At 65.2% G+C, this 22,092-nt stretch carries 12 protein-coding genes; 7 read left to right on the top strand and 5 right to left on the bottom strand.

Features of this window, described 5'->3' with window-relative positions; all coding sequences use genetic code 11:
- Positions 1-32 precede the first annotated feature (32 nt).
- Entirely contained in the window at positions 33-1,673 is a 1,641-nt protein-coding gene (locus ABFD92_08535; protein ID MEN6504570.1) for a DUF4159 domain-containing protein, read from the top strand.
- Positions 1,674-1,685: 12 nt separating this feature from the next.
- Here the strand turns inward: ABFD92_08535 and ABFD92_08530 are convergent, their stop codons facing one another.
- Together ABFD92_08530 and ABFD92_08525 are read right to left on the bottom strand one after the other, a co-directional pair.
- Positions 1,686-3,965, bottom strand: coding sequence for a PQQ-binding-like beta-propeller repeat protein (locus tag ABFD92_08530; protein ID MEN6504569.1), 2,280 nt, complete (start codon positions 3,963-3,965; stop codon positions 1,686-1,688).
- 76 nt (positions 3,966-4,041) lie between these two features.
- Positions 4,042-5,361, bottom strand: a complete 1,320-nt coding sequence (locus ABFD92_08525; protein MEN6504568.1) for a TrpB-like pyridoxal phosphate-dependent enzyme — start codon at positions 5,359-5,361, stop codon at positions 4,042-4,044.
- Positions 5,362-5,498: 137 nt separating this feature from the next.
- Between ABFD92_08525 and ABFD92_08520 the strand changes: the two genes are divergently transcribed.
- From ABFD92_08520 to ABFD92_08505, 4 genes are all read left to right on the top strand, one after another.
- Positions 5,499-6,611 (top strand): AI-2E family transporter, encoded by a 1,113-nt coding sequence (locus tag ABFD92_08520; protein MEN6504567.1) that lies wholly within the window; start codon positions 5,499-5,501, stop codon positions 6,609-6,611.
- Between the two features lie 133 nt (positions 6,612-6,744).
- The gene (locus ABFD92_08515; GenBank protein MEN6504566.1) at positions 6,745-8,424 is read left to right on the top strand and encodes a DUF1553 domain-containing protein; all 1,680 of its coding nucleotides are present in this window, start codon (positions 6,745-6,747) and stop codon (positions 8,422-8,424) included.
- Between the two features lie 8 nt (positions 8,425-8,432).
- On the top strand, positions 8,433-9,773 hold the full coding sequence (locus ABFD92_08510; GenBank protein MEN6504565.1) for a DUF1501 domain-containing protein: 1,341 nt from the start codon (positions 8,433-8,435) through the stop codon (positions 9,771-9,773).
- Positions 9,770-12,073: a PPC domain-containing protein gene (locus tag ABFD92_08505; protein MEN6504564.1), complete on the top strand. Its 2,304-nt coding sequence runs from the start codon at positions 9,770-9,772 to the stop codon at positions 12,071-12,073. Before ABFD92_08510 ends, ABFD92_08505 begins: the two co-directional genes overlap by 4 nt.
- A 102-nt stretch (positions 12,074-12,175) precedes the next feature.
- Here the strand turns inward: ABFD92_08505 and ABFD92_08500 are convergent, their stop codons facing one another.
- From ABFD92_08500 to ABFD92_08490, 3 genes are all read right to left on the bottom strand, one after another.
- Positions 12,176-12,961 carry a pyridoxine 5'-phosphate synthase gene (locus ABFD92_08500; GenBank protein ID MEN6504563.1) on the bottom strand — a complete coding sequence of 262 codons (786 nt, stop codon included), beginning with the start codon at positions 12,959-12,961 and terminating at the stop codon, positions 12,176-12,178.
- Between the two features lie 148 nt (positions 12,962-13,109).
- Positions 13,110-15,257 (bottom strand): alpha-galactosidase, encoded by a 2,148-nt coding sequence (locus ABFD92_08495; protein MEN6504562.1) that lies wholly within the window; start codon positions 15,255-15,257, stop codon positions 13,110-13,112.
- 41 nt (positions 15,258-15,298) lie between these two features.
- Positions 15,299-15,466: a hypothetical protein gene (locus ABFD92_08490; protein ID MEN6504561.1), complete on the bottom strand. Its 168-nt coding sequence runs from the start codon at positions 15,464-15,466 to the stop codon at positions 15,299-15,301.
- 290 nt (positions 15,467-15,756) lie between these two features.
- Between ABFD92_08490 and uvrA the strand changes: the two genes are divergently transcribed.
- Both uvrA and ABFD92_08480 read left to right on the top strand, forming a co-directional pair.
- Positions 15,757-18,855 carry an excinuclease ABC subunit UvrA gene (gene uvrA / locus ABFD92_08485; protein MEN6504560.1) on the top strand — a complete coding sequence of 1,033 codons (3,099 nt, stop codon included), beginning with the start codon at positions 15,757-15,759 and terminating at the stop codon, positions 18,853-18,855.
- Positions 18,856-18,942: 87 nt separating this feature from the next.
- Complete coding sequence (locus ABFD92_08480) at positions 18,943-21,723, top strand: CHASE3 domain-containing protein (protein ID MEN6504559.1); 2,781 nt, start codon at positions 18,943-18,945, stop codon at positions 21,721-21,723.
- Positions 21,724-22,092 lie beyond the last annotated feature (369 nt).

The following is a 22,092-nucleotide window of genomic DNA, read 5'->3' as shown; positions in this document are numbered from 1 at the left end:
TTAGGATTCATCAGGTCTGAAAGGGGCAAAACATGAATAGCGTACGACGCGTCGTGATTGGGGTTCTGGCATCGACGATGGTCGCCTCCGCCGCCGGCGGCGCCGAGAGGCCCGCCGCAGAGGATCCCCTCGATGGGATCATTCAACAAGGTGTGGCCGCTCTGGTGGCGATGCGGACTGACGATGGGAGTTGGCGAGCGCACGGTAAGTTTAAGGCCGGACCGACAGCCTTGGCGGCCTGGGCGTTGCTGGAGTGTGGCGTCAAGGCCGACGATCCCGGAATGGCCAAAACGCTGGACTGGCTGGTCAAGCAGGATGAGCAGTGGACCTATACGCTCGCCCTGCGATGCAATGCCCTCGCCAGAGCCAATCGTGCGACGCGGAACAAGTTCGCCAAGCAATTGGCCGCCGACGCGACGCTGCTGATCAACTCCACCTCTGACGGCTCGTACGGATACGATTCCAACGGCACGCCTGCCTCGGGCGACAACTCCAATGCCCACTACGGTATGATGGGCGTCGAGGCCGCTGCCGAAAGCGGAGTCAACGTTCCGCCGGCCTACTGGAACAAAGTTCTCAAGCACTGGATCTTTGTTCAGTGCGAAGATGGTGGCTGGCGATACCAGGGCCGAGCCGCCGCCGGTACAGGAACGATGACGCTGGGAGGCATTGCCAGCCTCAGCACGGCGGCAAACCTCTCAGGTTTGTATCGTGCCAATCCGGGCAAGAAGCTTGAGGCTCTGGTCTTCGGTCGCAAATGCCTCGATGCCTATATTGATCCCACCAGTCGAGATGGCTACTACTTGTTCAACCTCAGCCGCGCCGCCATGGGCGGGGGGCGCAAGTTCTATGACAAGGTCGACTGGTTTCGCGCTGCGGCCGCCACATTGGCCAAAACGCAGGGGCGCGACGGTTCGTGGAACGGCCGCTTTGGAGATACGGTAGCGACCAGCCAGGCGCTGCTGTTCCTGGCCCGCTGTCGCCGACCGGTGCTGATGGCCAAGCTCGAACATGAGGGCGATTGGGACCGCCAGGCGGGAGATGTAGCGGGCCTGACGCGGTGGATCGCCCAAGGCGAGCACGGTCATCTCGTCAACTGGCAGACCGTGCGAACAAGCGACCCGGCCGACAACTGGATCGACGCGCGCATCCTTTATATCACCGGCACGCAGGACCCCAAGCTCGACGCGGACAGCCTTGAACGCATCAAGGCGTTTATCGACGGCGGCGGTACGGTCCTGAGCGTCGCGCAGACAAACGGCGATGCCTTCAGCAAAGCCATGCGCGCGGCGTGCGCGGCGATGTATCCCGCAGCCGCCCTCAAGGCTGTGCCCGCCGACGACCCGCTCAACGGCGGCGCTTCTGCCGATGCCCCCAAGACCCAAAAGCTCCAGGCGGTTCTTGCAGACGGCCGCACGATCACCATCAGCAAGAAAGCAGAGGCGCGCACGCCCGCGGCGTCCAGACTCGAGACCCTCCGCGACAAAGGCCGGATCCTGATTGTCCATTGCAGCGATGATCTTGCCGCCTCCTGGGCGACGGGTTCGAACACAGGCCCCGCCGCCCGCGCCTTCGCGCTGACGATGAACATCATCGCCGCGACCGTGGGGAAGATCGAATCCCTCCCGCCCCGCTCCAGCGGCCTAAACGCCGCCGGCAGGGAGGAACCCTGATGAAACGGCAGGCTACTCCGGCGCGACGAGGACAATCTCGATCCGCTGGTTGGTTTTCTTTGCCTCAGCCGTCCTCTCCGGCACTATGAGGCGGAAGTCATCCCGCATCCCGAATGCTTGTATTCGATCGGCCGCGATACCTTGCTGGATCAAATAGTCGCGCACCTTGTCGGCGCAGCGCGGGCAGTACAGTTCGCCGCCGTTGCGTCGAATGATGTCGCCGGCGCGGTGTGAGAACACGATGATCCGCGTGTTGGCCGGAGCGGCCTTGATAGCCGCGATGCTCGGCGCCAGCAGCGGCGGCGGTTCCTCGTTCCATTTGGGAATGCATCCACGGGCAATGTGAAACAGCTTGTCAGTAGAAATCCGGTCCATGCGCAATAACTTGCCTTCGAGTTTGCGGCCATATAGCTCCTTTGCACCCGACTGGGCAGCACTTGGCCGGCTTGACGGAGCTCTTTCCGGCGATGGTCCCGACGCCGGTGCTGTGGTGGGGAATTGTTGAACGACGGCGATTTCCGTCCTCTGATTGGCGGCCCAACCGTCCCCCGTGCATTCGTTCTTGAGCGGATAGCGGTTCTGGCAGTCCCAGCATTGAATGCGATTTGGAGCCACACCCTGAGAGACAAGGAAATCCTTGACCGCCTCTGCGCAGCGCACGTGATAGACTTCGCCGCCTGATTTCCTGATTGGTCCCCAGGCGCGGTGCGCCAGAATGATGATTCGGCTTTCAGGCGGCGCCGAGCGGACTTGGCTGATCAGCCCCGCCAGCATCTCTTTTCCGTCCTTATACCACATGGGCACGCACCCGGGTTTAAGGGAGAACAACACCGGGTATTTGAATCTTTCGAAATGGAGCAACTTTCCGTCAAGTTCCCGCCCGTATAGCTCTGTCAGGCCGGGGGCAGGAGCGCTATCTTCTATCGCGTAGAGCCAGCCCTGACCCGATCCGACGAAGATCGTGCCGTCGCTGTCCAGGCCAGGCGAAGCGTAAAGCGGTTTTCCCACAGCTGGATCCCACGCGCAATGCTCCCAGCCGCTGGGCATAATCTTCGCCGGCAGATTGGGCCCAACCTGCGCGACATCGCCAAGGTACATCTGCCAGATCATCTTTCGACTCTCGAGGTCGACGGCGTAGATTGCCCCATCATGGCGCGGCAAATACAGTACATTGCCGGCGATGGCTGGCGATGGCCAGTGCGGGAACATCGGCTTGCCAAGGTCGACCGACCACTGTTTCTTCCCGCTGTCGGCACCGTAGGCTGCCAACTCGTTTGAATATGTCTCTCCGTAGAGCAACAATCCCTTCCAGACCGCGAACGAGCTGCGGATGTTGGTGAAATCTCCGCCGATTTGGCCCTGCTCGGAATCCGGCCGGTCCGGCAGGCCCCACTTCGTCTTGCCCGTGCCGGCGTCAAGGGCCACTATCGCCGCTGTGGTATAGAACGTGTCGCGTGCGTAGCCGAGATAGACTACGCCGTCGTCAACGGTCGGGGCGGGGTAGAACTGATTCTTCTCGCTAATCCTCCTGGTCCACTTCGTTCGCCCAGCCGGGTCAAGGCAGGCGACGCTTCCGTCGACAAAGACGGCATAGACGTATTCGATCGAGGCAGCCAGCCCGCCGCGAACAGTCGCCGGCGCGTTGGCTACCTTCGTGCGCCACCGCACGGCGCCGGTTGCCGGATCAACCGCCACCACGCAGCCGGAGGCGTCGCCGACGAGCACCATGTCCTGGAAGATCAGTGGCTGGCAATACAGGCGGCCTTCGCACTTCAGTTTCCATAGCGGCTTGCCGTCACGGGCTGCCAGGCACCGCAGAAATCCGTCGTCGCCGGTTGCGAAAATGCGGTCGCGCCAAAAGGCGACGCCGCAGGCATCTTCGTCCGTGCGGAAGTGCCACAGCATTTTGCCTGAGGCGGCGTCGAGACAGTAGACACCGTCCAGGGGATCGCTCTTGTTGTGCTCCTTGCCCGATGATCCGACAAAGACGAGGCCGTTCGCGATCACGGGATTATTGAGGTACCCCTGAATCCCGATTTCGGCTTTCCATCGCACCTTTGGAATCCTGACCGGCGGAACGCCATAGCGATACCCGCTGTGCCAACTGTTGGCTTGAAACATCGTCCATGGCAGCAGCCATGCCTTCTCGACGTAAGGCTCAGTCGCCTCAGGCACAGGCCCCGAAGGAAGCGCAGGCGGGGCTGCATGATTGACACAACCGCCAAAGAGCAAAGCTGCCGCCAGGGCCAATGTGACGCTTGCACCATTCTGCAATCGCATGACTATCCCCATTCTGAAAACGTTCCCAACGGGCCGCTCCGCCGAGCGGTCCTCATTGCACATCCCGAATCTGTCTGCGCCAGGGCCGTTACAGCCCCAGCGCCGCGTGGCTGATGTCTTTCAGGTTTCCGGCCAGGTACGACTGGTAGGCGGTCATGTCGAAGTGCCCGTGGCCGCTGAGGCAGAAGACGATGTTCTTGGCCTGGCCGGTCTGCTTGCATTCCTGGGCAATCTGGATGGCCATCTGCACCGCGTGCGAGCTCTCGGGGGCCGGGATGATGCCCTCGCACTTGGCGAAGGCCAGCGCCCCCTCGAAGCAGGCCGTCTGATGCAGGGCCACCGGCTCGATCACGCCCAAGTTGATCAGCTTGCTTACCAGCGGGCTCATGCCGTGGTACCGCAGCCCGCCGGCGTGAATCGCAGGGGGCACCCACTGGTGGCCCAGCGTGTACATCTTGAGCTGCGGCGTCATGGCGGCCGTGTCGCCGTAGTCGTACCGGTAGAGCCCTTCGGTCATCGTCGGACAGGCCGACGGCTCGACGGCGATGATGCGGATGTCCTGCCCGCCGAGCTTGTCGGGCACGAACGGAAACGCGATGCCCGCGAAGTTGCTCCCGCCGCCGGCGCAGCCGATGATCACGTCCGGCGAAGCGCCGAACTTCTTCAGAGCAGCCTTGGTCTCCAGCCCGATCACCGTCTGGTGGAGCATCACGTGGTTGAGCACGCTGCCCAGGGCGTAATTGGCGTCGGCGTGTGAGGCGGCGTCTTCGACCGCTTCGGAGATCGCCATGCCCAGCGATCCGGAGGTGTCGGGGGTTTCCTTGAGGATGGCGCGTCCGGCCGCGGTGCGGTTGGACGGGCTGGGGATGCACTCGGCGCCCCAGACCTGCATCATAACCTTGCGGAAGGGCTTCTGGTCGTAGCTGCAGCGCACCATGTAGACGGTACACGCCAGACCGAACTGGTGGCAGGCCAGCGACAGGGCAGAGCCCCATTGGCCGGCGCCGGTTTCGGTCGTCAGGCGCTTCATGCCCGCCTGGGCGTTGTAGTACGCCTGGGCGGTGGCGGTGTTGGACTTGTGGCTGCCGGTGGGGCTTTGGCCTTCGTACTTGTAGAAGATCTTCGCCGGCGTGCCGAGGAGTTTTTCGAGGTTGACCGCGCGGAAGAGTCCGGTCGGGCGGTAGAGAGCGATCTTCTCCAGCACCGGCTGGGGGATGTCGATCCAGCGCTGGGTCGACATTTCCTGCTCGATCAGCGCGGCCGGGAAGATCGGCGCCAGGTCTGCCGGGCCGATGGGCTTGTTGTCGCGCCCCAGCGGCGGGTCCAGCGGCGAGGGCAGATCGGCAGCCACGTTGTACCACTGACGCGGAATCTCGCTCTCATCCAGCACGATCTTGATGCGGTCCATGATGTAAATCCTCTCGCTTCGATGGCAATGGCATGCGACCAGTGGCGGCCATGATACCTTCCCCCGCCGCCGCCAGGCAAGGCCGAAGCGCCGTCCGCGCGGGGCTCTATAATTCCCTGCTTACCGGGCGGGGGTCTATGAACAAGGATGCGTCAGAAAACGACAGGCATGCTTCTGGTCGTCGCGAGCATCGGCCGCAGCGCGACCATCGGTGGGACGCGGTCGTCACAGTTCGGTCGATGGTGGCGGTGGGGCTGTGGACTCTGGTGGCGGTGACGCTGTTTCGGTTCTTCACCGCGGCCAAGTTCCTGCTGTTGGGGGGGCTGATGACCGCGGCGGTGGCCGCGGTGCTTCGGCCATTGACCGATCGCCTTCCGGGTCCGACGTCGCTGCGGGCGGTGGTGTCTGTGGTGGTGATGCTGGCGGTGCTGGTGGCAGCGGTGGCGGCCTTGAGCTGGGCGCTGTACGGGCCTGTTGAACGGACCATCGAGCGTCTGCCCGAGATGAGGCGAAGCCTTAACGAAAGCCTGCGTCGCCTGTCAACAAGCCTGCGGTTGGAGAACGATCTGACGCTGGACGAACTGGTGGAGATCGGGGGCAATCTGTTGACGGGCAGTTCTGCCACCGACGCGGTCCGCAACGTCGCCGGCGGGGTCCTGACGACGGTAATCGCCATCCTGGTGGTGTTGATCGGGGCGCTGTACCTGTTGACCGGCCATGAGGGCGACTTGACGGCGCGGGCGGTCGGGGTCCTGCCCGCCCACCGCCGCGCGCCGACGCTGCGGGCGGTGCGCGAGCTCCAGCCGCAGCTTCGCGGCTGGATGCTCGGGACGCTCTTCAGCATGACCACCATCGGGCTGATCACGGCGGCGGGATATTCGCTGATCGGTCTGGACTTTGCGCTGCCTCTGGCGCTGGTGGCGGCCCTGACGCAATCGGTGCCGGTGCTGGGTCCGCTGGTGACGCTGGTGCTGTCGCTGCTGGTGGCGTTGCCCCAGGGCGGCGGGCAGGTCGTGGGCGTCTCGATCGTCTACGCGATCGTTCAGACGGTCGAGTCGTACCTGCTGACGCCGATGGTCATGCGTCGCGCGGTTCACATTCCGCCGGTGGTGACGCTGTTCACGCTGTTCCTGTGGGGCAACATCTTCGGTCTCATCGGGCTCGTCCTGGCGGTCCCGCTGGACCTGGTCGTCTGGACCATGCTCAAGAAGCACATCATCGAATTTCCAGACGCCCCGGCGTACAAGTGACGCTGAAGGGGAATGGTCGCCGGCGCGGCAGCGGTCTGCAATAGAGATCCGGCGCGGGCGTTTTGATTTTCTGGAGGGCGCGGCATGGCGTATGATTGATCCGGCCCCAGCGGAGATCGCGATGAAGGCGTGGATGACAGTTGCATGGACGGTTATGGTCTGCCTGTCGGCAGGGCCAGACGCGGAGGCCCAGCAGGGCAAGGGCAAGACCGCCGCCACGGCGCCGGCGTCTCGGGCGGCGACGCGTCCGGCCTGGCGGGCGCCCGCGCGGAACGCGTCACGCCCGGTTCCGCGGACCGACTGGTGGGCCGATCTGCCGCCGGCTGCGCAGCCCGCTGCGGCGGTGGTCCCGCAGACGCCTATCGACGCCCTGGTGCTGGCCCGGCTCAAGGCGCTCAAGATCGAACCGGCGCCGCTGTGCTCGGACGCGGTCTTCGTGCGGCGGGCGTTCCTGGACGTGATCGGAACGCTGCCGACAGCCGCCGAGGCGGCGGAGTTCATCGGCAACTCGAGCCCCGACAAGCGCCGCGCGCTGATCGACCGCCTGATGCAACGCGACGAGTTCGCCCTCTACTGGGCGATGAAGTGGGGCGACATCCTCCGCATCAAGGCCGAGTTCCCCATCAACCTCTGGCCCAACGCCGCCCAGGCGTATCATCACTGGCTGCTCGATTCGATCCGAAAGAACAAGCCCTATGACGTCTTCGCCCGCGAACTGCTCACCGCCGGCGGGAGCAACTTCTCCAGCCCCCAGGTGAACTTCTACCGCGCCATGCAGAACCGAACCAGCGCCGGAGTGGCCGCCACCGTCGCCCTGACGTTCATGGGCGCCCGGGCCGAAAAATGGCCCAAGGACCGCCTGCAGGGCATGGCCGGATTCTTCGAACGCCTCGCCTACAAGAGCACTGATGAGTGGAAGGAAGAGATCGTCTATTTCGACCTGGCCAAGGCCTCGACCCGGCCGGCGCCCACGGCGGTCTTCCCCGACGGCACCATGCCCGCCCTGGCGGCCGACCGCGACCCGCGGGTGGATTTTGCCGATTGGCTGATCACGCCCCGCAACCCGTGGTTTACCCGCAACATCGCCAACCGCGCGTGGGCGTGGCTGATGGGGCGCGGCATCGTTGACGAGCCCGACGACATGCGGGAGGACAACCCGCCGTCAAACCCGGAGTTGCTGGCGCTGCTGGAGCGCGAGCTGGTGGCCTCGAAGTACGACTTGCGCCATCTCCTGCGACTGATTCTGAACTCGCAGACGTATCAGCGCGCGTCCGCCGGCGGCACGGAAGGCGAACTGGCAGCCGTTAACTTCGCGCGGTATCCGCTGCGCCGCCTGGACGCCGAGGTGCTCATCGACGCGCTGTGCCAGATCAGCGGCACGACGGAGAAGTACACCAGCGCCATTCCCGAGCCCTTTACGTTCATTCCATCCGACCTGCGCGCCATCGCCCTGCCCGACGGGAGCATCACCAGCACGTTCCTGGACATGTTCGGTCGCCCCGCCCGCGACACGGGGCTGCACGGCGAGCGCAACAACCGCATGACGTCGGCCCAGCGTCTGCACATGCTCAACTCGACCCACGTGGGGCAGAAGATCCAGCGCAGCCTGGCCCGGCTCGAGGTGCAGCGCCTGCGCGACCGCCCGCGAGAGACCATGGACCGCATCTACCTGACGATCCTCTCGCGATATCCCGCGCGGGACGAACTGATCGCCGCCGGGGAATACCTGCGCAACAACGCCGGTCGCGGCGACGGCGCGGCGGATCTGGTCTGGGCCTTGATCAACAGCGACGAGTTCCTCTACCGCCACTAGGTGACTCTATGGACAAGCCAATGACGCGGCGTGAATTGATGCAACTGGGTCTGGGCTCGGCGGCCGCCGCCGTCGCGGCGGGGCTGCTCCCGCGGCGGGCGCTGGCGGCGCTCGAGGCCGCCAGCCAACCGGCCCGGGCGTCCAAAGCCAAAGCCGTCATCCAGATCTGGCTCTGGGGCGGGCCTTGCCACATCGACACCTTCGACCCCAAACCCAAAGCCGGAAGCGACTACAGCGGACCGCTCGACCATCCCATCGCCACCAATGTTCCCGGAATCCAGATCGGCGAGCTGCTGCCGCTGCTGGCCAAGCAGGCCGACAAGTACTCGATCATCCGCAGCATGACCCACGGAAACAACGGGCATGAGACGGCGGCGTACATCGTCCAGACCGGCCGTCAGCCGGGCGGGCGGTTGGTCTTCCCCAGCGTCGGGGCGGTGGTGAGCCTCTTCAAAGGCTACAACGCCGGATACAAGGGGCTGATCCCGCCGTATATCGTCCTGACGCAACTGCAGGGGCGGTTCTCGGAGTCGGGGTTCCTGGGCGCCAAGTACAAGCCCTTTGCCACCGGCGGCGATCCGCGCCAACCGCGATTTGCGGTCGAAGGAGTCGTCGCCGCCGGCGTCAGCGACCAGCGACAAAAAGACCGCCGCGCCCTCAAGAACCGGCTCAACGCCCTGCGCCGACAGGGCAAGGACGACCCGGAACTCGCCGCGGCCGCCGTCGCGGAAGAACAGGCCTATGGACTGATCCTCGGCGACGAGGGCAAGGTCTTCGACCTGACGCAGGAAAAGGCCGAGCTGCGCGAGCGGTACGGCAACAGCACGTTCGGGCAGGCGTGCCTGGTGGCACGGCGACTCGTCGAGCGCGGCGTGCCCTACGTGACCATCAACTACAACGGGTGGGACACCCACAAGCAGCACTTCCAGGCCATGCGCCGCATGCTGCCGGACATGGATAAGGGCATGGCCACGCTTCTGGCGGACTTGGCCGACCACCGCCTGCTCGACAGCACCATCGTGTGGTGGAGCGGCGAGTTCGGGCGAACGCCCAAGGTCCAGAACGAGGCGCCCTGGAGCGGCGGACGCGGGCACTACGGAAAGGTGTTCTCTGCCGTGCTCGCCGGCGGCGGGTTCAAGGGCGGCCGCGTCGTCGGGGCCTCCGACGAGCGCGGCCAGGACGTCAAGGACCGCCCCGTGTACGCGGCGGACCTGATCGCCAGCATGTACGAACTGCTTGGCATCGACGACCAGGCGCGGCTGCCAAACCCCGAAGGACTGCCGATTCTCGCCGTGCCGACAGCCGCAGAGGGCATCAAGACCGCAGGGCGGCTCAAGGAGATCCTGTGAGTTCCGCGCGACAGATTGGCATCGCCGTCATGGCCGCGGCGGCGGCGTTGCTGGCGGCAGCGCCGGCGTCGGCACAGGAACGAACGCCGCGCATCGGGTACGTTTATCCGGCCGGGGGCAGGCAGGGCAGCGAGTTCCAGGTCGCCCTGGGCGGGCGGTTGATGCAGGGCTACACCGGCGTGCATATCAGCGGTCCGGGCGTGCGGGCGGTTGTCGTCGAGCACCAGCATCCGCTCCCGGGCCGAGAGGCCAACGCCCTCCGCGAGGAACTGGGCAAGCTGCGGGAAAAGATTCGCGGCCCCCGCTCCGCCACCGCCGCGGCCACGCGTCCCCAAGTCACCGAGACCGATCGCCAGCGGGCGCAGGAGATCGCCCGGCTGCTGGATGAATCGCGCAAGCGGATGCTCAACCCCGCCATCGCCGAGACGATGATCGTCAAGGTCACACTGGCGCCCGACGCGGCGCCGGGGCGGCGCGAGGTTCGCCTGATGACCGACCACGGCCTGTCCAACCCGATGACCTTTTATGTCGACAGTCTTGCCGAGACGCGGGAGACGGCGCCCGATCCGGACGAGAACTTGCCTGGGCCACTGCGGGAGGCCCGCCGCGCCCGCAGGAACGCCCAGCGCGGCGGCGCCGAGGCCCAGGAGCCTCTCGACGTCGCCCTGCCGGTGATCATCAACGGCCAGATCATGCCCGGCGACGTCGACCGCTACCGCTTCGATGCCCGCAAAGGGCAGCGCATCGTCGCCGCGGTGGCCGCACGCGACCTGATCCCGTACCTGGCCGACGCGGTGCCCGGATGGTTCCAGGCGGCGCTGGCCATCTATGACGCCTCGGGCAAGGAGTTGAGCTACGCCGACCGCATGAAGTACCAGATCGACCCGGTCGTGATGTGCGAGATCCCCGCCGACGGCCAGTACGTCGTCGAGATCAAGGACGCCCTCTATCGCGGACGCGAGGACTTCGTCTACCGCCTGACAGTGGGGGAGCTGCCCTATATCACCGGCGTGTTCCCCCTGGGCGGCAAAGCCGGCATCGCCACGGCGGTCGAACTGAGCGGATGGAACCTGCCGACCAAGACGCTGAGCCCGCGATTCGAAGAGGCCGCCACGCACTCGCTGACAGTCCCCAACGCCTCCAACGCCGTGCCCTTCGCCGTTGACACGCTCGAGGAATCGCTCGAGCGCGAACCCAACAACACAATGTCCGCCGCCCAGGCCCTGACGCCCCCGGTTATCGTCAACGGGCGGATCGACCGACCGGGGGACTGGGACGTGTTCCGCTTCCACGGCCGCTCGGGCAGCCGCATCGTTGCGCAGGTGCAGGCGCGAAAACTGAACTCGCCGCTGGACGCGGTGCTCAGGCTGACCGACGGAACCGGAAAGCAACTGGCCATCAGCGACGATTGCGAAGACAAAGCCGCCGGCCGCAGCACCCATCACGCCGACCCGACGATCGCCTTCACCCTGCCCGAGGACGGCACGTACTTTCTGCACCTGGGCGATACGGCCGGCGCCGGCGGACCAGGCTACACCTACCGCCTGCGCGTCAGCCCGCCACGCCCCGACTTCGTCCTGCGCCTGGCGCCGTCGGCGATCAGTCTGCGCCGCGGGCAGACGGTCGCCCTGACGGTCCAGGCTGTCCGCATCGACGATTATTCCGGGCCCATCGACCTGTCCCTGAAGGACGCGCCGGAAGGGTTCGTGCTCAGCGGGGGACGCATCGCGCCCGGCGCCGACCGCGCCACAATGACCCTCACCGCTCCGGTGAAGATTCCTGCCGAGATGATGCCCCTGCGCATCGAGGGCAGCGCGATGATCAACCGCCGCGCCGTGGTGCGTCCGGCCCTGCCGGCCGAAGACATGATGCAGGCCTTTGCCTACCGCCACATGGTGCGGGCGCTGGAACTCTATGCCGACGTGGTCGCCCGAGGCGGGCAAAGCCGCGGGCCCATCAAGCTGATCGGCGAGCTGCCGGTGCCCATTGCCTCCGGCGGGCAAGGCAGCGTGACCGTCGGGTACAACAGCATCTCCAATTCCGGGACCATCACGATGGAACTCGTCGACCCGCCCGCAGGTGTGTCGATTCGCAAGATTGCCCCCGCCGGCGCCAACACCGAGATCACCTTCGCAGCCGACGCGACAAAAATCAAAGCCCCGTTGGAAGGCAACCTCATCGTCGAGGCCTTCATGGTGCGCGTGCCCGACAAGAACAAGCCCCAGAACGTGCAGCGCTACTCCCTGGGTCTTCTTCCGGCGATCCCCTTCAAGATCCTCGGGGCGGTAAGCACAAATTAGCCGCTGAGGTCGCTGAGGCCGCTGAGGGAAGATGTTGTTTTGTCTGTTAACAGCCTCAGCGTCCTCTGCGACCTCTGCGGCTTAATCTACTGTGGTGAGTTTCTAACTCGCCGCGTCGACGATCAGGCGTTTCATTTCGGCCACGGCTGCGGACAGGCCGGTGAAGACGGCGCGGGAGATGATCGAGTGGCCGATGTTGAACTCGGTGAACCCTTTCAACGCGGCGATCGGCGAGATGTTGGAATAGGTCAGCCCGTGCCCGCCGTGGACGATCAGCCCCGCGGCCAGGCCTTCCTGCAATCCCGCGCGGATCTGCTCGAGCGCTTCCTGTGCCGAAGCCGCGTGAACATGCGTGGCCTCGCTGACGTGGGCGCCGCCCGCCGACGCGCGGCGCGGCGAGGCCAGGCAGGCGTTGGCGTACGTGCCGGTGTGCAGCTCGATGGCCTGGCAGCCGGCGGCCGCCGCCGCGTGAATCTGCGGCGAGATCGGGTCCACAAACGCGCTGACCAGCACGCCGGCCTCGCGCAGGGCGCGGGTGACTTCGGTCAGGCGCTTCGCGCAGGCGACCGCATCGAGCCCGCCTTCGGTGGTCAGTTCCTGGCGGTTCTCGGGCACCAGCGTCGCCTGGTCGGGGCGCAGCTGCAGGGCGATAGCCACGATCTCCTCGTCCAGCGACATCTCCATGTTGAGCTTGACGCCCACGCTGGCCGACAGCAGATGCGCGTCGCGGTCGTTGATGTGCCGGCGGTCCTTGCGCAGATGAAACGTGATGCAGTCTGCCCCGCCCAGTTCCGCCTGGGCCGCCGCCCACACCGGGTCAGGCTCGATGGTCTTGCGCGCCTGGCGGATGGTGGCCACGTGATCGATATTTACGCCCAGTCCGGACATGCATGTATTCTAAGACGCGATTGTGTTCAAAACAATGAATGACCGCGACATCGCAGTCGTTAGCGGCGGGGCTTGCCCCGCGCGGTTTCTTCTCTGACGCAGGATCAGGGAAACAACCACGCGGAGCAAGCTCCGCCCCTAACGGGAGTTACTTGCGATGAATCCAGATGATCTCTGAGCTGTCGGTTTCGCCCAGCGTCACGGGCAGACCCTGCTCCATCAGGTCTTTGCCGCTGATTGTGGTTGCGGGCGATGATCCGTCTTCGTATTTAAGATCGTACTGCGCTGCCGCGTCGAGGCCTTTGAGTTTGAAGACGTGCTTGCCCTCGGGACTTTTCGGGCGGAAGGCGAAGACCGCGCCGCGGCCGCTCTGCTTGTCGAAGTATTGCAGGCCGTCCCAGTTGGCCCCGTCGGGGCGCGGCGAAATGTGAAACAGGTCCGCGTTTTCGATCAGCGGGCGGAGCTTCTGCTTGTAGATATCGAATTGCCGGCGTCCGACGGCAGTCTGCTCGGGCGTCCAGCGGGCCATGTTGAGCATGATCGTACACCAACCCATCATGCCGCTGCGCAGCATGTACTTGAAGTTGCCGATGGTCTTGCCCGGGTGGTTCTCGACATAGGACTCGCACATCGAGGCGGGCATGTAGTACACGCTGTCGTGCAGCGCCCGGCGATTGTTGAGCGGGTCGTAGTGGTCGGTGATGCTCGTGTAGTGTGTGCGGCGCAGGATGCCGTAGTCGAGCATCTGCGCCCCGTTGACGCAGTTTTCAAACAGCAGGCCGGGGTTCTCGCGACGCAGCGTGTCGTAAACCTTGTAGTAGCCCATCGCGGCGTGGTACGTCACGTCGATGCGCGACTCGGTGTGCAGGTGGTCGCCGCGGCGGCAGTGGTCGACGATCATGCGCTGGTCGTGCTCGAGCAGGTCCAGCTTGTACTCCTTCACGCACCGGCGCAGCTCCCGCGTACACCAGTCCACCGCCCGCGGATCGCCCAGGCACACGTCGGCCCCGACGAACTGCTTGGTCTTCCACTTGCGCGAATAGTCCTTGGTGAACCATTCCCTCATCTTCTCATCGTGGACGCTCAGGGCCGTCTCCTCGCCGGCGGGATACTGCGCCACGCCGCCCTGCGTCCAGGCGATCCACAGGCCGAACTTGAGCTTCTTCGAGTGCGCGTAGTCGGCGATGGGCCCCAGGCCCTGGGGGAACTTGCCCGACTCGGGGTGCCAGTCTCCCACGCCGCGGAACCAGCCGGCGTCGATGTGGAACATTTCCAGCCCTGCCGCAGCGCTGAGGTCGATCATGCTGCGGGCGAGCTTTTCGTCGACGGCCATCCCGCTGCCCCAGGAGTTGTTCACCAGCACCGGCAAAACCGTGCCGGGCGCCGCCGGGCGAACGTGGGCGCTCACCCAGCGCCGCAGGCGGTTGGAGCCGTCGTCGATGTCGCCCTGGTAGCAGCCGACGAACACCGGAGCCGGATAAAACGCAGCCCCCGGCGCCACGCGCGTGCGATAGGAGGCCTCGGACTGCTCGTCGCGCCCCAAGCCCAGTACGGCCTTGACGCGCGAGGGCGCAAGCCCCTTCACTTGGATCTTCACCAGGCCCGAAAAGTCGATGCCCATGTACACGCCTTCGCGGCTCTTGCGGTCCAGCAGCGTCGTCCAGGGCATCGGGTCGTTGGGGCGGCTGGTGTCTTTCGAATACGGCCACGTGATCCCGCTGATCAACTCCGCGGTGTAGCCCTCTGTTACCGGGCTCAGATGCGTGCCGAACCTGGAGGGAATCGAGGCGCCCTTTTCGGCCCAGAAATGTTCCATCGCGTTGTCCTGCGGAGCTTTGAGCTCGATCGACAGGCTCTTCTGCAGTGTCAGCACTACTGGCGCTGGTCCGCGGTTGGTCAGCGTCAAGAAGTGCTCGACCGGCCCCGGGCCGGGGTACGCCTCCCACACGCTCTTGAGTTCCATCGCCGGCGAGGCGCATTCGAAGACGAACTCGACGCGCCTGGGCGGGCCGTCCTGCGCCGAAGACTTCTTGAGCTTCCACGCCAGCGGCACGCTCTTGCCATCGACCTCAGCCGCCGCCAGCAGTGGGAGCGGATTGCTAACGCCGCCCAGCCAGTCGTGCCCGCTAGCCGACTTGAGGCTCGTGACGGCGATAACGCCATCGGCGGCCTCGACCGTGACGGTCGTGTCGTCGCTGCCGAGGGTGACCTTCTTTGCTTCTGCGGCAGAGGCGGCACTGTTTGCAGCGATGACAGCCACCAGTACACAGGCACAAGCGAGGCTCTTGCAAGTCATGGACATTCTCTCTCAAAGGTTGCAGCGATGCCGCTGGCTCCTCAGGACTTCTTTTCCGGAAAAGGCGGCAGCGCGTAACCCAGAAGGGCTGCTCCCGCTGCCAACCAAAAGATGCCGTCGTCGCGCAGACCGAAGCTCATGCCGATGCCAACGGCGATCAATACGCCAGCCAGAGCTAACGCTATTCTTCGCATCATGTCTCGGGACATTGGAGTTCCTTTCACCCAATTGAGTCGTTGCCGACACCTCAAAGTACTCGCAATCGCTCACAACATAATGCCTTCGCTACCGCCTCATTCCGGTCTATCATGCCTATCTTCTCGTTTTTGGTCTCCGAGGCCCAACTTATTCGTCCATCCTCAGCGGCCCCAGCGACCTCAGCGGCTAATTATAAAACCCGCCCGCACCGCCGGATGGCCTGAAGATGTTATCGCCAAAAGCATCTTGAGGTGGCGTGGAATTGCTGTTGACCTGTGGTATACTGTGGGATTCTGCAGCTATGGGAAAGAGCCCTAAGACATCCCGAGCACGCAACAAGGCCCCGGCGGTCGATGAGCCGGTCATTGTCCTGCCGGGCGAGGTGGACACCCCTCCGCCTTCGCCTCCGGACGATGCCGCCTCGGAACCGATCTGTCCGCCGCCGGCCGCACCCGATCCGTCGGCCGCTCATTATGATGACGCCGTCGCCGCGGCTGCGGGTCGCGAGATCATCGTCCGCGGCGCTCGTCAGCACAACCTGCAGAACATCGACCTGCGCATCCCGCGCGACAAGCTGGTGGTGATCACGGGTCTGTCCGGCAGCGGCAAGAGCTCGCTGGCGTTCGACACGCTCTACGCCGAGGGACAGCGCAAGTACGTCGAGAGCCTCTCGGCGTACGCGCGGCAGTTCCTTGAGCAGCTCGGCAAGCCCGACGTCGACCACATCGAAGGCCTGCCCCCGACCGTGGCCATCGAGCAGCGGTCCGGCGGGTCCAACCCGCGATCGACCGTCGCAACGACGACGGAAATCTACGACTACCTCCGCCTGCTGCTGGCCCGCGCAGGCCAGCCGCACTGCTGGATCTGCAACAGGCCCATCAGCTCGCAGACCGTCTCGCAGATGGTCGATTCGATCATGACCATGCCCGAGGGCACGCGGTTCATGGTGCTGGCGCCGGTGATTCGCGGGCAGAAGGGCCAGCACGCCGAGCTGCTCAAACACGTGCAGCGCGAGGGCTTCGTGCGCGTGCGGATCGACGGCAAGCTTTACGACCTCAAGGAACTGCCCGAGCTGGCCAAGAACAACAAGCACACCATCGACGTCGTCGTCGACCGCCTCGTCATGCGCCCCGGCGTGCAGATCCGCATGAGCGACTCGATCGAGACCGCCCTGAACCTGGCGGCAGGGCTTGTCGTGATCTGGCACGAGCCCATCGCACAGGGCGCTCAGGGAGTACGCTCAACGGAGTTGAACGGTGCGTCTGAGGGCGAAGCGGCGCCGCTGGCCGGCGCATCCGCGACGCCGACAAGCGGCAACGGCAACGGCAACGGCTTCGAGAACTGGATCGACCTGCTCTTCTCGGCGACGTACGCCTGCCCCAAGCACCCCGAGGCGTCGCTGGCGGAGCTGTCGCCGCGGATGTTCAGCTTCAACTCGCCTTACGGGGCGTGTGAGTCGTGCGACGGCCTGGGCACGATCCTCGAGTTCGACGTGGACCTGATCGTGCCCGACCCGACCAAGCCGCTCTCCGAAGGCGCCATCGACGCCTGGCGCCACAGCGGCAAGCGGATGAACATCTACTACAACCGCATGCTGCGCAAGTTCTGCACCCGCTACGGCGTGGCCGGCACGACGGCGTTCAAGGACTTGCCCGCGCCGATCCAGAAGAAGCTGCTCCAAGGCGACGGCGACAATTTCGAGGGCGTGGTGCCCAACCTCACGCGGCGCTGGGAGACGACTGACAGCGAGTTCGTCAAGGCCCGCATGCACTCGTACCTGTCCGAGCAGCCCTGCCGCGCCTGCCACGGGGCGCGCCTGCGCCCGGCGTCGCTGGCGGTGACGGTCGGCGGCAAGAACATCCACGAAATCACGCACATGAGCATCGCCGCGGCGATGGAGTACTTCGAGGGCCTCGAGCTCAACGAGGAAGGCACGGCCATCGCCAAGCCGATCCTGCGCGAGATCGACCACCGCCTGCGGTTCCTGTCGGACGTGGGCCTGCAGTACATCACGCTGGATCGCACGGCCGCGACGCTTTCCGGCGGCGAGGCGCAGCGCATCCGCCTGGCCACGCAGGTCGGCAGCGGGCTGGTGGGGGTGTGCTACGTGCTGGACGAGCCGACGATCGGCCTGCACCAGCGCGACAACCAGCGGCTCATCCGCACGCTCAAGCATCTGCGCGACATGGGCAACTCGGTGCTGGTCGTCGAGCACGACGAAGAGACGATGCGCAGCGCCGACTGGCTGATCGACATCGGTCCCGCGGCCGGTCGCCACGGCGGGCGCGTCGTCGCGCAGGGGCCGGTGGACGAGGTCTGCCGCTGCGAAAGCTCGATCACGGGGCGCTACCTCTCGAGGCGGCTGAAGATCGACATTCCCGCCCGGCGGCGCGACGTGTCGGCGCAGCGGTGCATCGAACTGCGCGGCTGCCGCGAGAACAATCTCAAGAACGTCGACGTGCAACTGCCCCTGGGCGGGATCGTCTGCGTCACGGGCGTGTCCGGCAGCGGCAAGAGCACGCTGGTGAATCTGACGCTGCTGCGGGCGCTGCGGCGAAAACTCTCGGGCAGCGGCGAGAGGCCCGGCGCGTTCGACAAGATCCTGGGCATCGGCAAGGTTGACAAGGTGATCGAGATCGACCAGTCGCCCATCGGCCGCACGCCCCGCAGCAACCCGGCGACGTACACCGGCCTGTTCGATTTGATCCGCCAGCTCTTCACCAAGACTCGCGAGGCGAAGATCCGCGGGTACAAGCCCGGGCGTTTCAGTTTCAACGTCAAGGGCGGGCGGTGCGAGGCCTGCCAGGGCCAGGGCACCAAGCGCATCGAGATGCACTTTCTGCCCGACGTGTACGTGACCTGTGCCGAGTGCAAGGGCACGCGCTACAACCGCGAGACCCTCGAAGTGCGCTACAAGGGCAAGAACATCGCCGACGTGCTGGCCATGCGGGTCGAGGAGGCCCTGGGCTTCTTCGACAACTTCCCCAAGATCAAGCAGCTCCTCAAGGCCATCAACGACGTGGGCCTCAGCTACGTCGAACTCGGCCAGAGCTCGACGACGCTCTCCGGCGGCGAGGCCCAGCGCGTGAAGCTCGCCGCCGAATTGGGCAAGAGCGCCACCGGCCATACGCTGTACGTGCTGGATGAGCCGACGACGGGCCTGCATTTCGCCGATATCCACAACCTGCTCAACGTGCTCAACCGCCTGGCCGACATGGGCAACACGGTCATCGTGATCGAGCACAATCTCGACGTGATCAAGTGCGCCGACTGGATCGTGGACCTGGGTCCCGAAGGCGGCGACGCCGGCGGCCGCATCGTCGCCGCCGGCACGCCCGAGCAAGTCGCCCAGACGCCCGGCTCCTATACGGGCGATTTCCTGCGAGAGCATTTGCGGTGAGCCGTTTCGCCATCCCGACAGGGATGTTAAGTCTGCCAATTTTAGGCTATACTGTTTGTGTCAGTTCTGGAGTTCGGAGACAGGCACGTGCGCATTCGAACCAAAATCGCCGGCAGCCTGGCCGTTGCCCTGGTGGCCATCGCCATTCTGGGCATCGCGTTTGGCGTCACCGTGAAGCGGTACGTCTCGGCCACCCGTCAAGTGACGCGCTCGGTCAACGTCATGCGCTACCTGGAGGAAGCGCTTTCGGACTTCAATGTAGCCGAGGCCTGCCAGAAGGGCTATCTGCTGACCGGCGACCAGGAGTATCTGTCGGTTTTCGAGAAGAAGGCGCGAGAGGTTCCGGAAGACCTGGATCGGGTAGCCGAGCATCTGCGCAACGACGCCTTACAGGAGGAAAGGCTTGGCAGGCTTGGCGAGATGCTTCGGACCCGGGTGGCGATGCTGTCCAGAAGCATTGAGCTTGCCCGCCAGGGACAGCGCGAAGGCGCGATCTCCATGGTCAAGAGCGGACGGGGCAGGGAACTCAGCGGCGTCATCCATGCGCTGGTGGAAGAAATCGAAGACCGCGAGAACCAGATCATGGAGGAACGAAGCGCCCAAGCGGCACGTCTGGCGACCCAGGTCCTCTGGTCGATGATTGCGGGCATTCCGCTGCTTGTGCTGGTGATGGCGCTGGGCGTCGTTCTTCTCACCCGCAACATCACTGGTCCGCTGGAATTGCTCACCCGTGCCGCCGACGAGATCGGGCGCGGACAGATAGGTTTGTCGCCCACGAGACAGGATGGCAACGGGCGCACTGACGAAATCGGCGTGCTCCAGGCGAGTTTCGCCCGCATGTCGATGCTTCTGGACAGCGAGCGGCGCCTTCGCCTGGCCCAGCAGGCCGGGCGCGTCGGCACCTTCGAGTGGAACATCCAGACCGGCATGAATACCTGGACGGAGGATCTCGAGGCCATCCACGGTCTCCAGCCGGGACAGTTCGGAAAGACGGAGGAATCCTGGGAACAGTTGGTCTACGAGGAGGACCGCCTGGCTGCCATCGCCGTGGTCAACCACGCTCTGGAGACCGGGGCGGCGACGGAAGGCGAATGGCGGGTCAAATGGCCCGACGGCAGCATTCACTGGGTTATCGGGCGGTTCCAGGCCGCCCGGGACGCCGAGGGAAGGCTCCTGAGCCTGACCGGCGTGAACATCGACATTACGGCCCGCAAGCAGATGGAGCAGGAACTGGAGCAGACGAACCGGATGCTGCAGATGCTGGGCGAGTGCAACGAGGCAGTCATCCGCATCGACGACATGCAGCAACTGACGACGGAAATCTGCCGCATCGCCGTCGAGGTGGGCGGGTACATGATGGCTTGGGTCGGAATGGCCCGCGACGACCCGGCCAAGTCGGTCGAGCCGGTTGCCTGGACCGGCTTCGAGGACGGGTACGTCAGCAAGGCCCACATCACCTGGGCCGATGAGGACCGCGGGCGCGGGCCCGTCGGAACGGCCATTCGAACCGGGCAGGTCCAGATCGGGCAGGATTTTCTGACCGATCCGCACCTGGATCCTTGGCGCGAGGAAGCGCTGAAACGCGGATACCGTTCGGTGATAGCCCTGCCGCTGCGCCAGGAGCAGACTGTGATCGGCGCCCTGGCCATCTACGGATCGGAGCCCGCGATCTTCACCGAAGCCCAGGCCCAGGTGCTGCGCGAAATTGCCGAGGATCTGGCCCTGGGGATCAACGCCCAGCGGATGCGTTCGGCCCTGCGCGCCGCCAACGAGCGGTTAACCGCGTATGCCTCGCAACTGCAGGCCCTGGCCGGCGAACTGACCCTCACTGAACAGCGCGAGCGCCGCCGGTTCGCCACGCTGCTTCACGACCACCTCCAGCAATTGCTCGTCGGGGCCAAGTTCCGCATCGCCATCCTGGGGCGAACGCACGACCCGGTTATCCGCGAAGGCGTCAAGGAGGTCGAGGCGCTGCTCGATGAGAGCATCAAAGCGTCCCGCTCGCTGACGGCCGAGCTGAGCCCGCCCATCCTCCAGCAGGGCGGACTGGCCGAGGGACTGGAATGGCTGGCGCGGTGGATGTCCGACAAACACGGTCTGTTCGTGGAACTGTCTCTTCAGCACGAGGCCTCGCCCACCGATCAGGGCGTCAAAACGTTTCTGTTTGAAGCCGTTCGCGAACTCCTGTTCAACGCCGTCAAGCACTCCGGCACCAAGGCCGCGGCCGTCAGCCTGCGGCGGCTGACCGACAACCTGATCCAGATCGTGGTTTCGGATCAGGGCCATGGGTTCGACCCAGCCGGCGTCACGCCCGCCGGGCCTGCCGGCGGCGGGTTTGGCCTGTTCAGCATCCGCGAGCGGCTCAGTCTTATCGGCGGGCAGTTCGAAATTGACAGCGCCCCCGGCAAGGGCAGCCGGTTTTCCCTGACCGCCCCCGCAGCCGCCGCGGCAGCCGCTCCCGCCGACCGGGCGGCGGCAAAGGCCTCCATCGCCGCCCCGACGGCCGCACATGAGAAGACCCGCCTGATGCTGGTCGACGATCATACCGTGATGCGGCAGGGCCTGGCGGCGCTGCTGGCCGACGAGGCGCAAATCGAGATCGTCGCCCAGGCGGCCGATGGTCGCCAGGCTGTCGATCTGGCCGACGAACTGCAGCCTGACGTGATTCTGATGGACGTGAGCCTGCCGCAGCTCAGTGGGATCGAGGCCACGCGCATCATCCACCAGCGCCACCCGCAGATCCGGATCATCGGCCTGTCGATGTTCGAAGGCCCCGAACAGTCCCAAGCCATGCGCGACGCCGGCGCGTACGCCTACCTGACCAAGAGCGGGCCGATTGACGAACTGATCCGGACGATCCTGCCGTAGAGATCATCTCACCGCGGAGTTCGCAGAGTTCGCAGAGAAGAAAGGGAACTGGCAAAGAGAAACCAGCCCGGCGCGGAACCACGAGGATAACGCCGGGTGCCATGGTGGCCGTTGTCCAGCCGCCATGTTCCGGATCGTTCCGCCAAGCATGGCGGCGCAAAAACGGCCGCCATGGCACCTGGGTTCTTGATGGGAACAGCGAGCCTCGAAGAGGCTCTCAGGACTTAGCCGGGGGCGTAAGCCCTCACCTTTACCCACATTTGGGTGGGCCTCGCATTAGTTCAAGGCCCTCGACCATTCGTTCGACATCATACCAGCCCCGCCACAGGACTTTCCAGCCTGGTCGGACATCGTGTTTGCGTGCGAGAT

The sequence above is a fragment of the Planctomycetaceae bacterium genome (genome assembly GCA_039680605.1).
Classification (GTDB): Bacteria; Planctomycetota; Phycisphaerae; order SM23-33; family SM23-33; genus JAJFUU01.
The sequence above is the reverse complement of the archived record's forward strand: the minus strand, read 5'-3'. Positions and strand labels throughout refer to the sequence as shown.

Coding starts and splice junctions, on each gene's coding strand:
- ABFD92_08515 (MEN6504566.1), top strand. CDS start 6,745: ATGACAGTTGCATGGACGGTTATGGTCTGCCTGTCGGCAGGGCCAGAC.
- ABFD92_08495 (MEN6504562.1), bottom strand. CDS start 15,257: ATGACTTGCAAGAGCCTCGCTTGTGCCTGTGTACTGGTGGCTGTCATC.
- ABFD92_08500 (MEN6504563.1), bottom strand. CDS start 12,961: ATGTCCGGACTGGGCGTAAATATCGATCACGTGGCCACCATCCGCCAG.
- ABFD92_08490 (MEN6504561.1), bottom strand. CDS start 15,466: ATGTCCCGAGACATGATGCGAAGAATAGCGTTAGCTCTGGCTGGCGTA.
- ABFD92_08530 (MEN6504569.1), bottom strand. CDS start 3,965: ATGGGGATAGTCATGCGATTGCAGAATGGTGCAAGCGTCACATTGGCC.
- ABFD92_08535 (MEN6504570.1), top strand. CDS start 33: ATGAATAGCGTACGACGCGTCGTGATTGGGGTTCTGGCATCGACGATG.
- uvrA (MEN6504560.1), top strand. CDS start 15,757: ATGGGAAAGAGCCCTAAGACATCCCGAGCACGCAACAAGGCCCCGGCG.
- ABFD92_08510 (MEN6504565.1), top strand. CDS start 8,433: ATGGACAAGCCAATGACGCGGCGTGAATTGATGCAACTGGGTCTGGGC.
- ABFD92_08520 (MEN6504567.1), top strand. CDS start 5,499: ATGAACAAGGATGCGTCAGAAAACGACAGGCATGCTTCTGGTCGTCGC.
- ABFD92_08525 (MEN6504568.1), bottom strand. CDS start 5,361: ATGGACCGCATCAAGATCGTGCTGGATGAGAGCGAGATTCCGCGTCAG.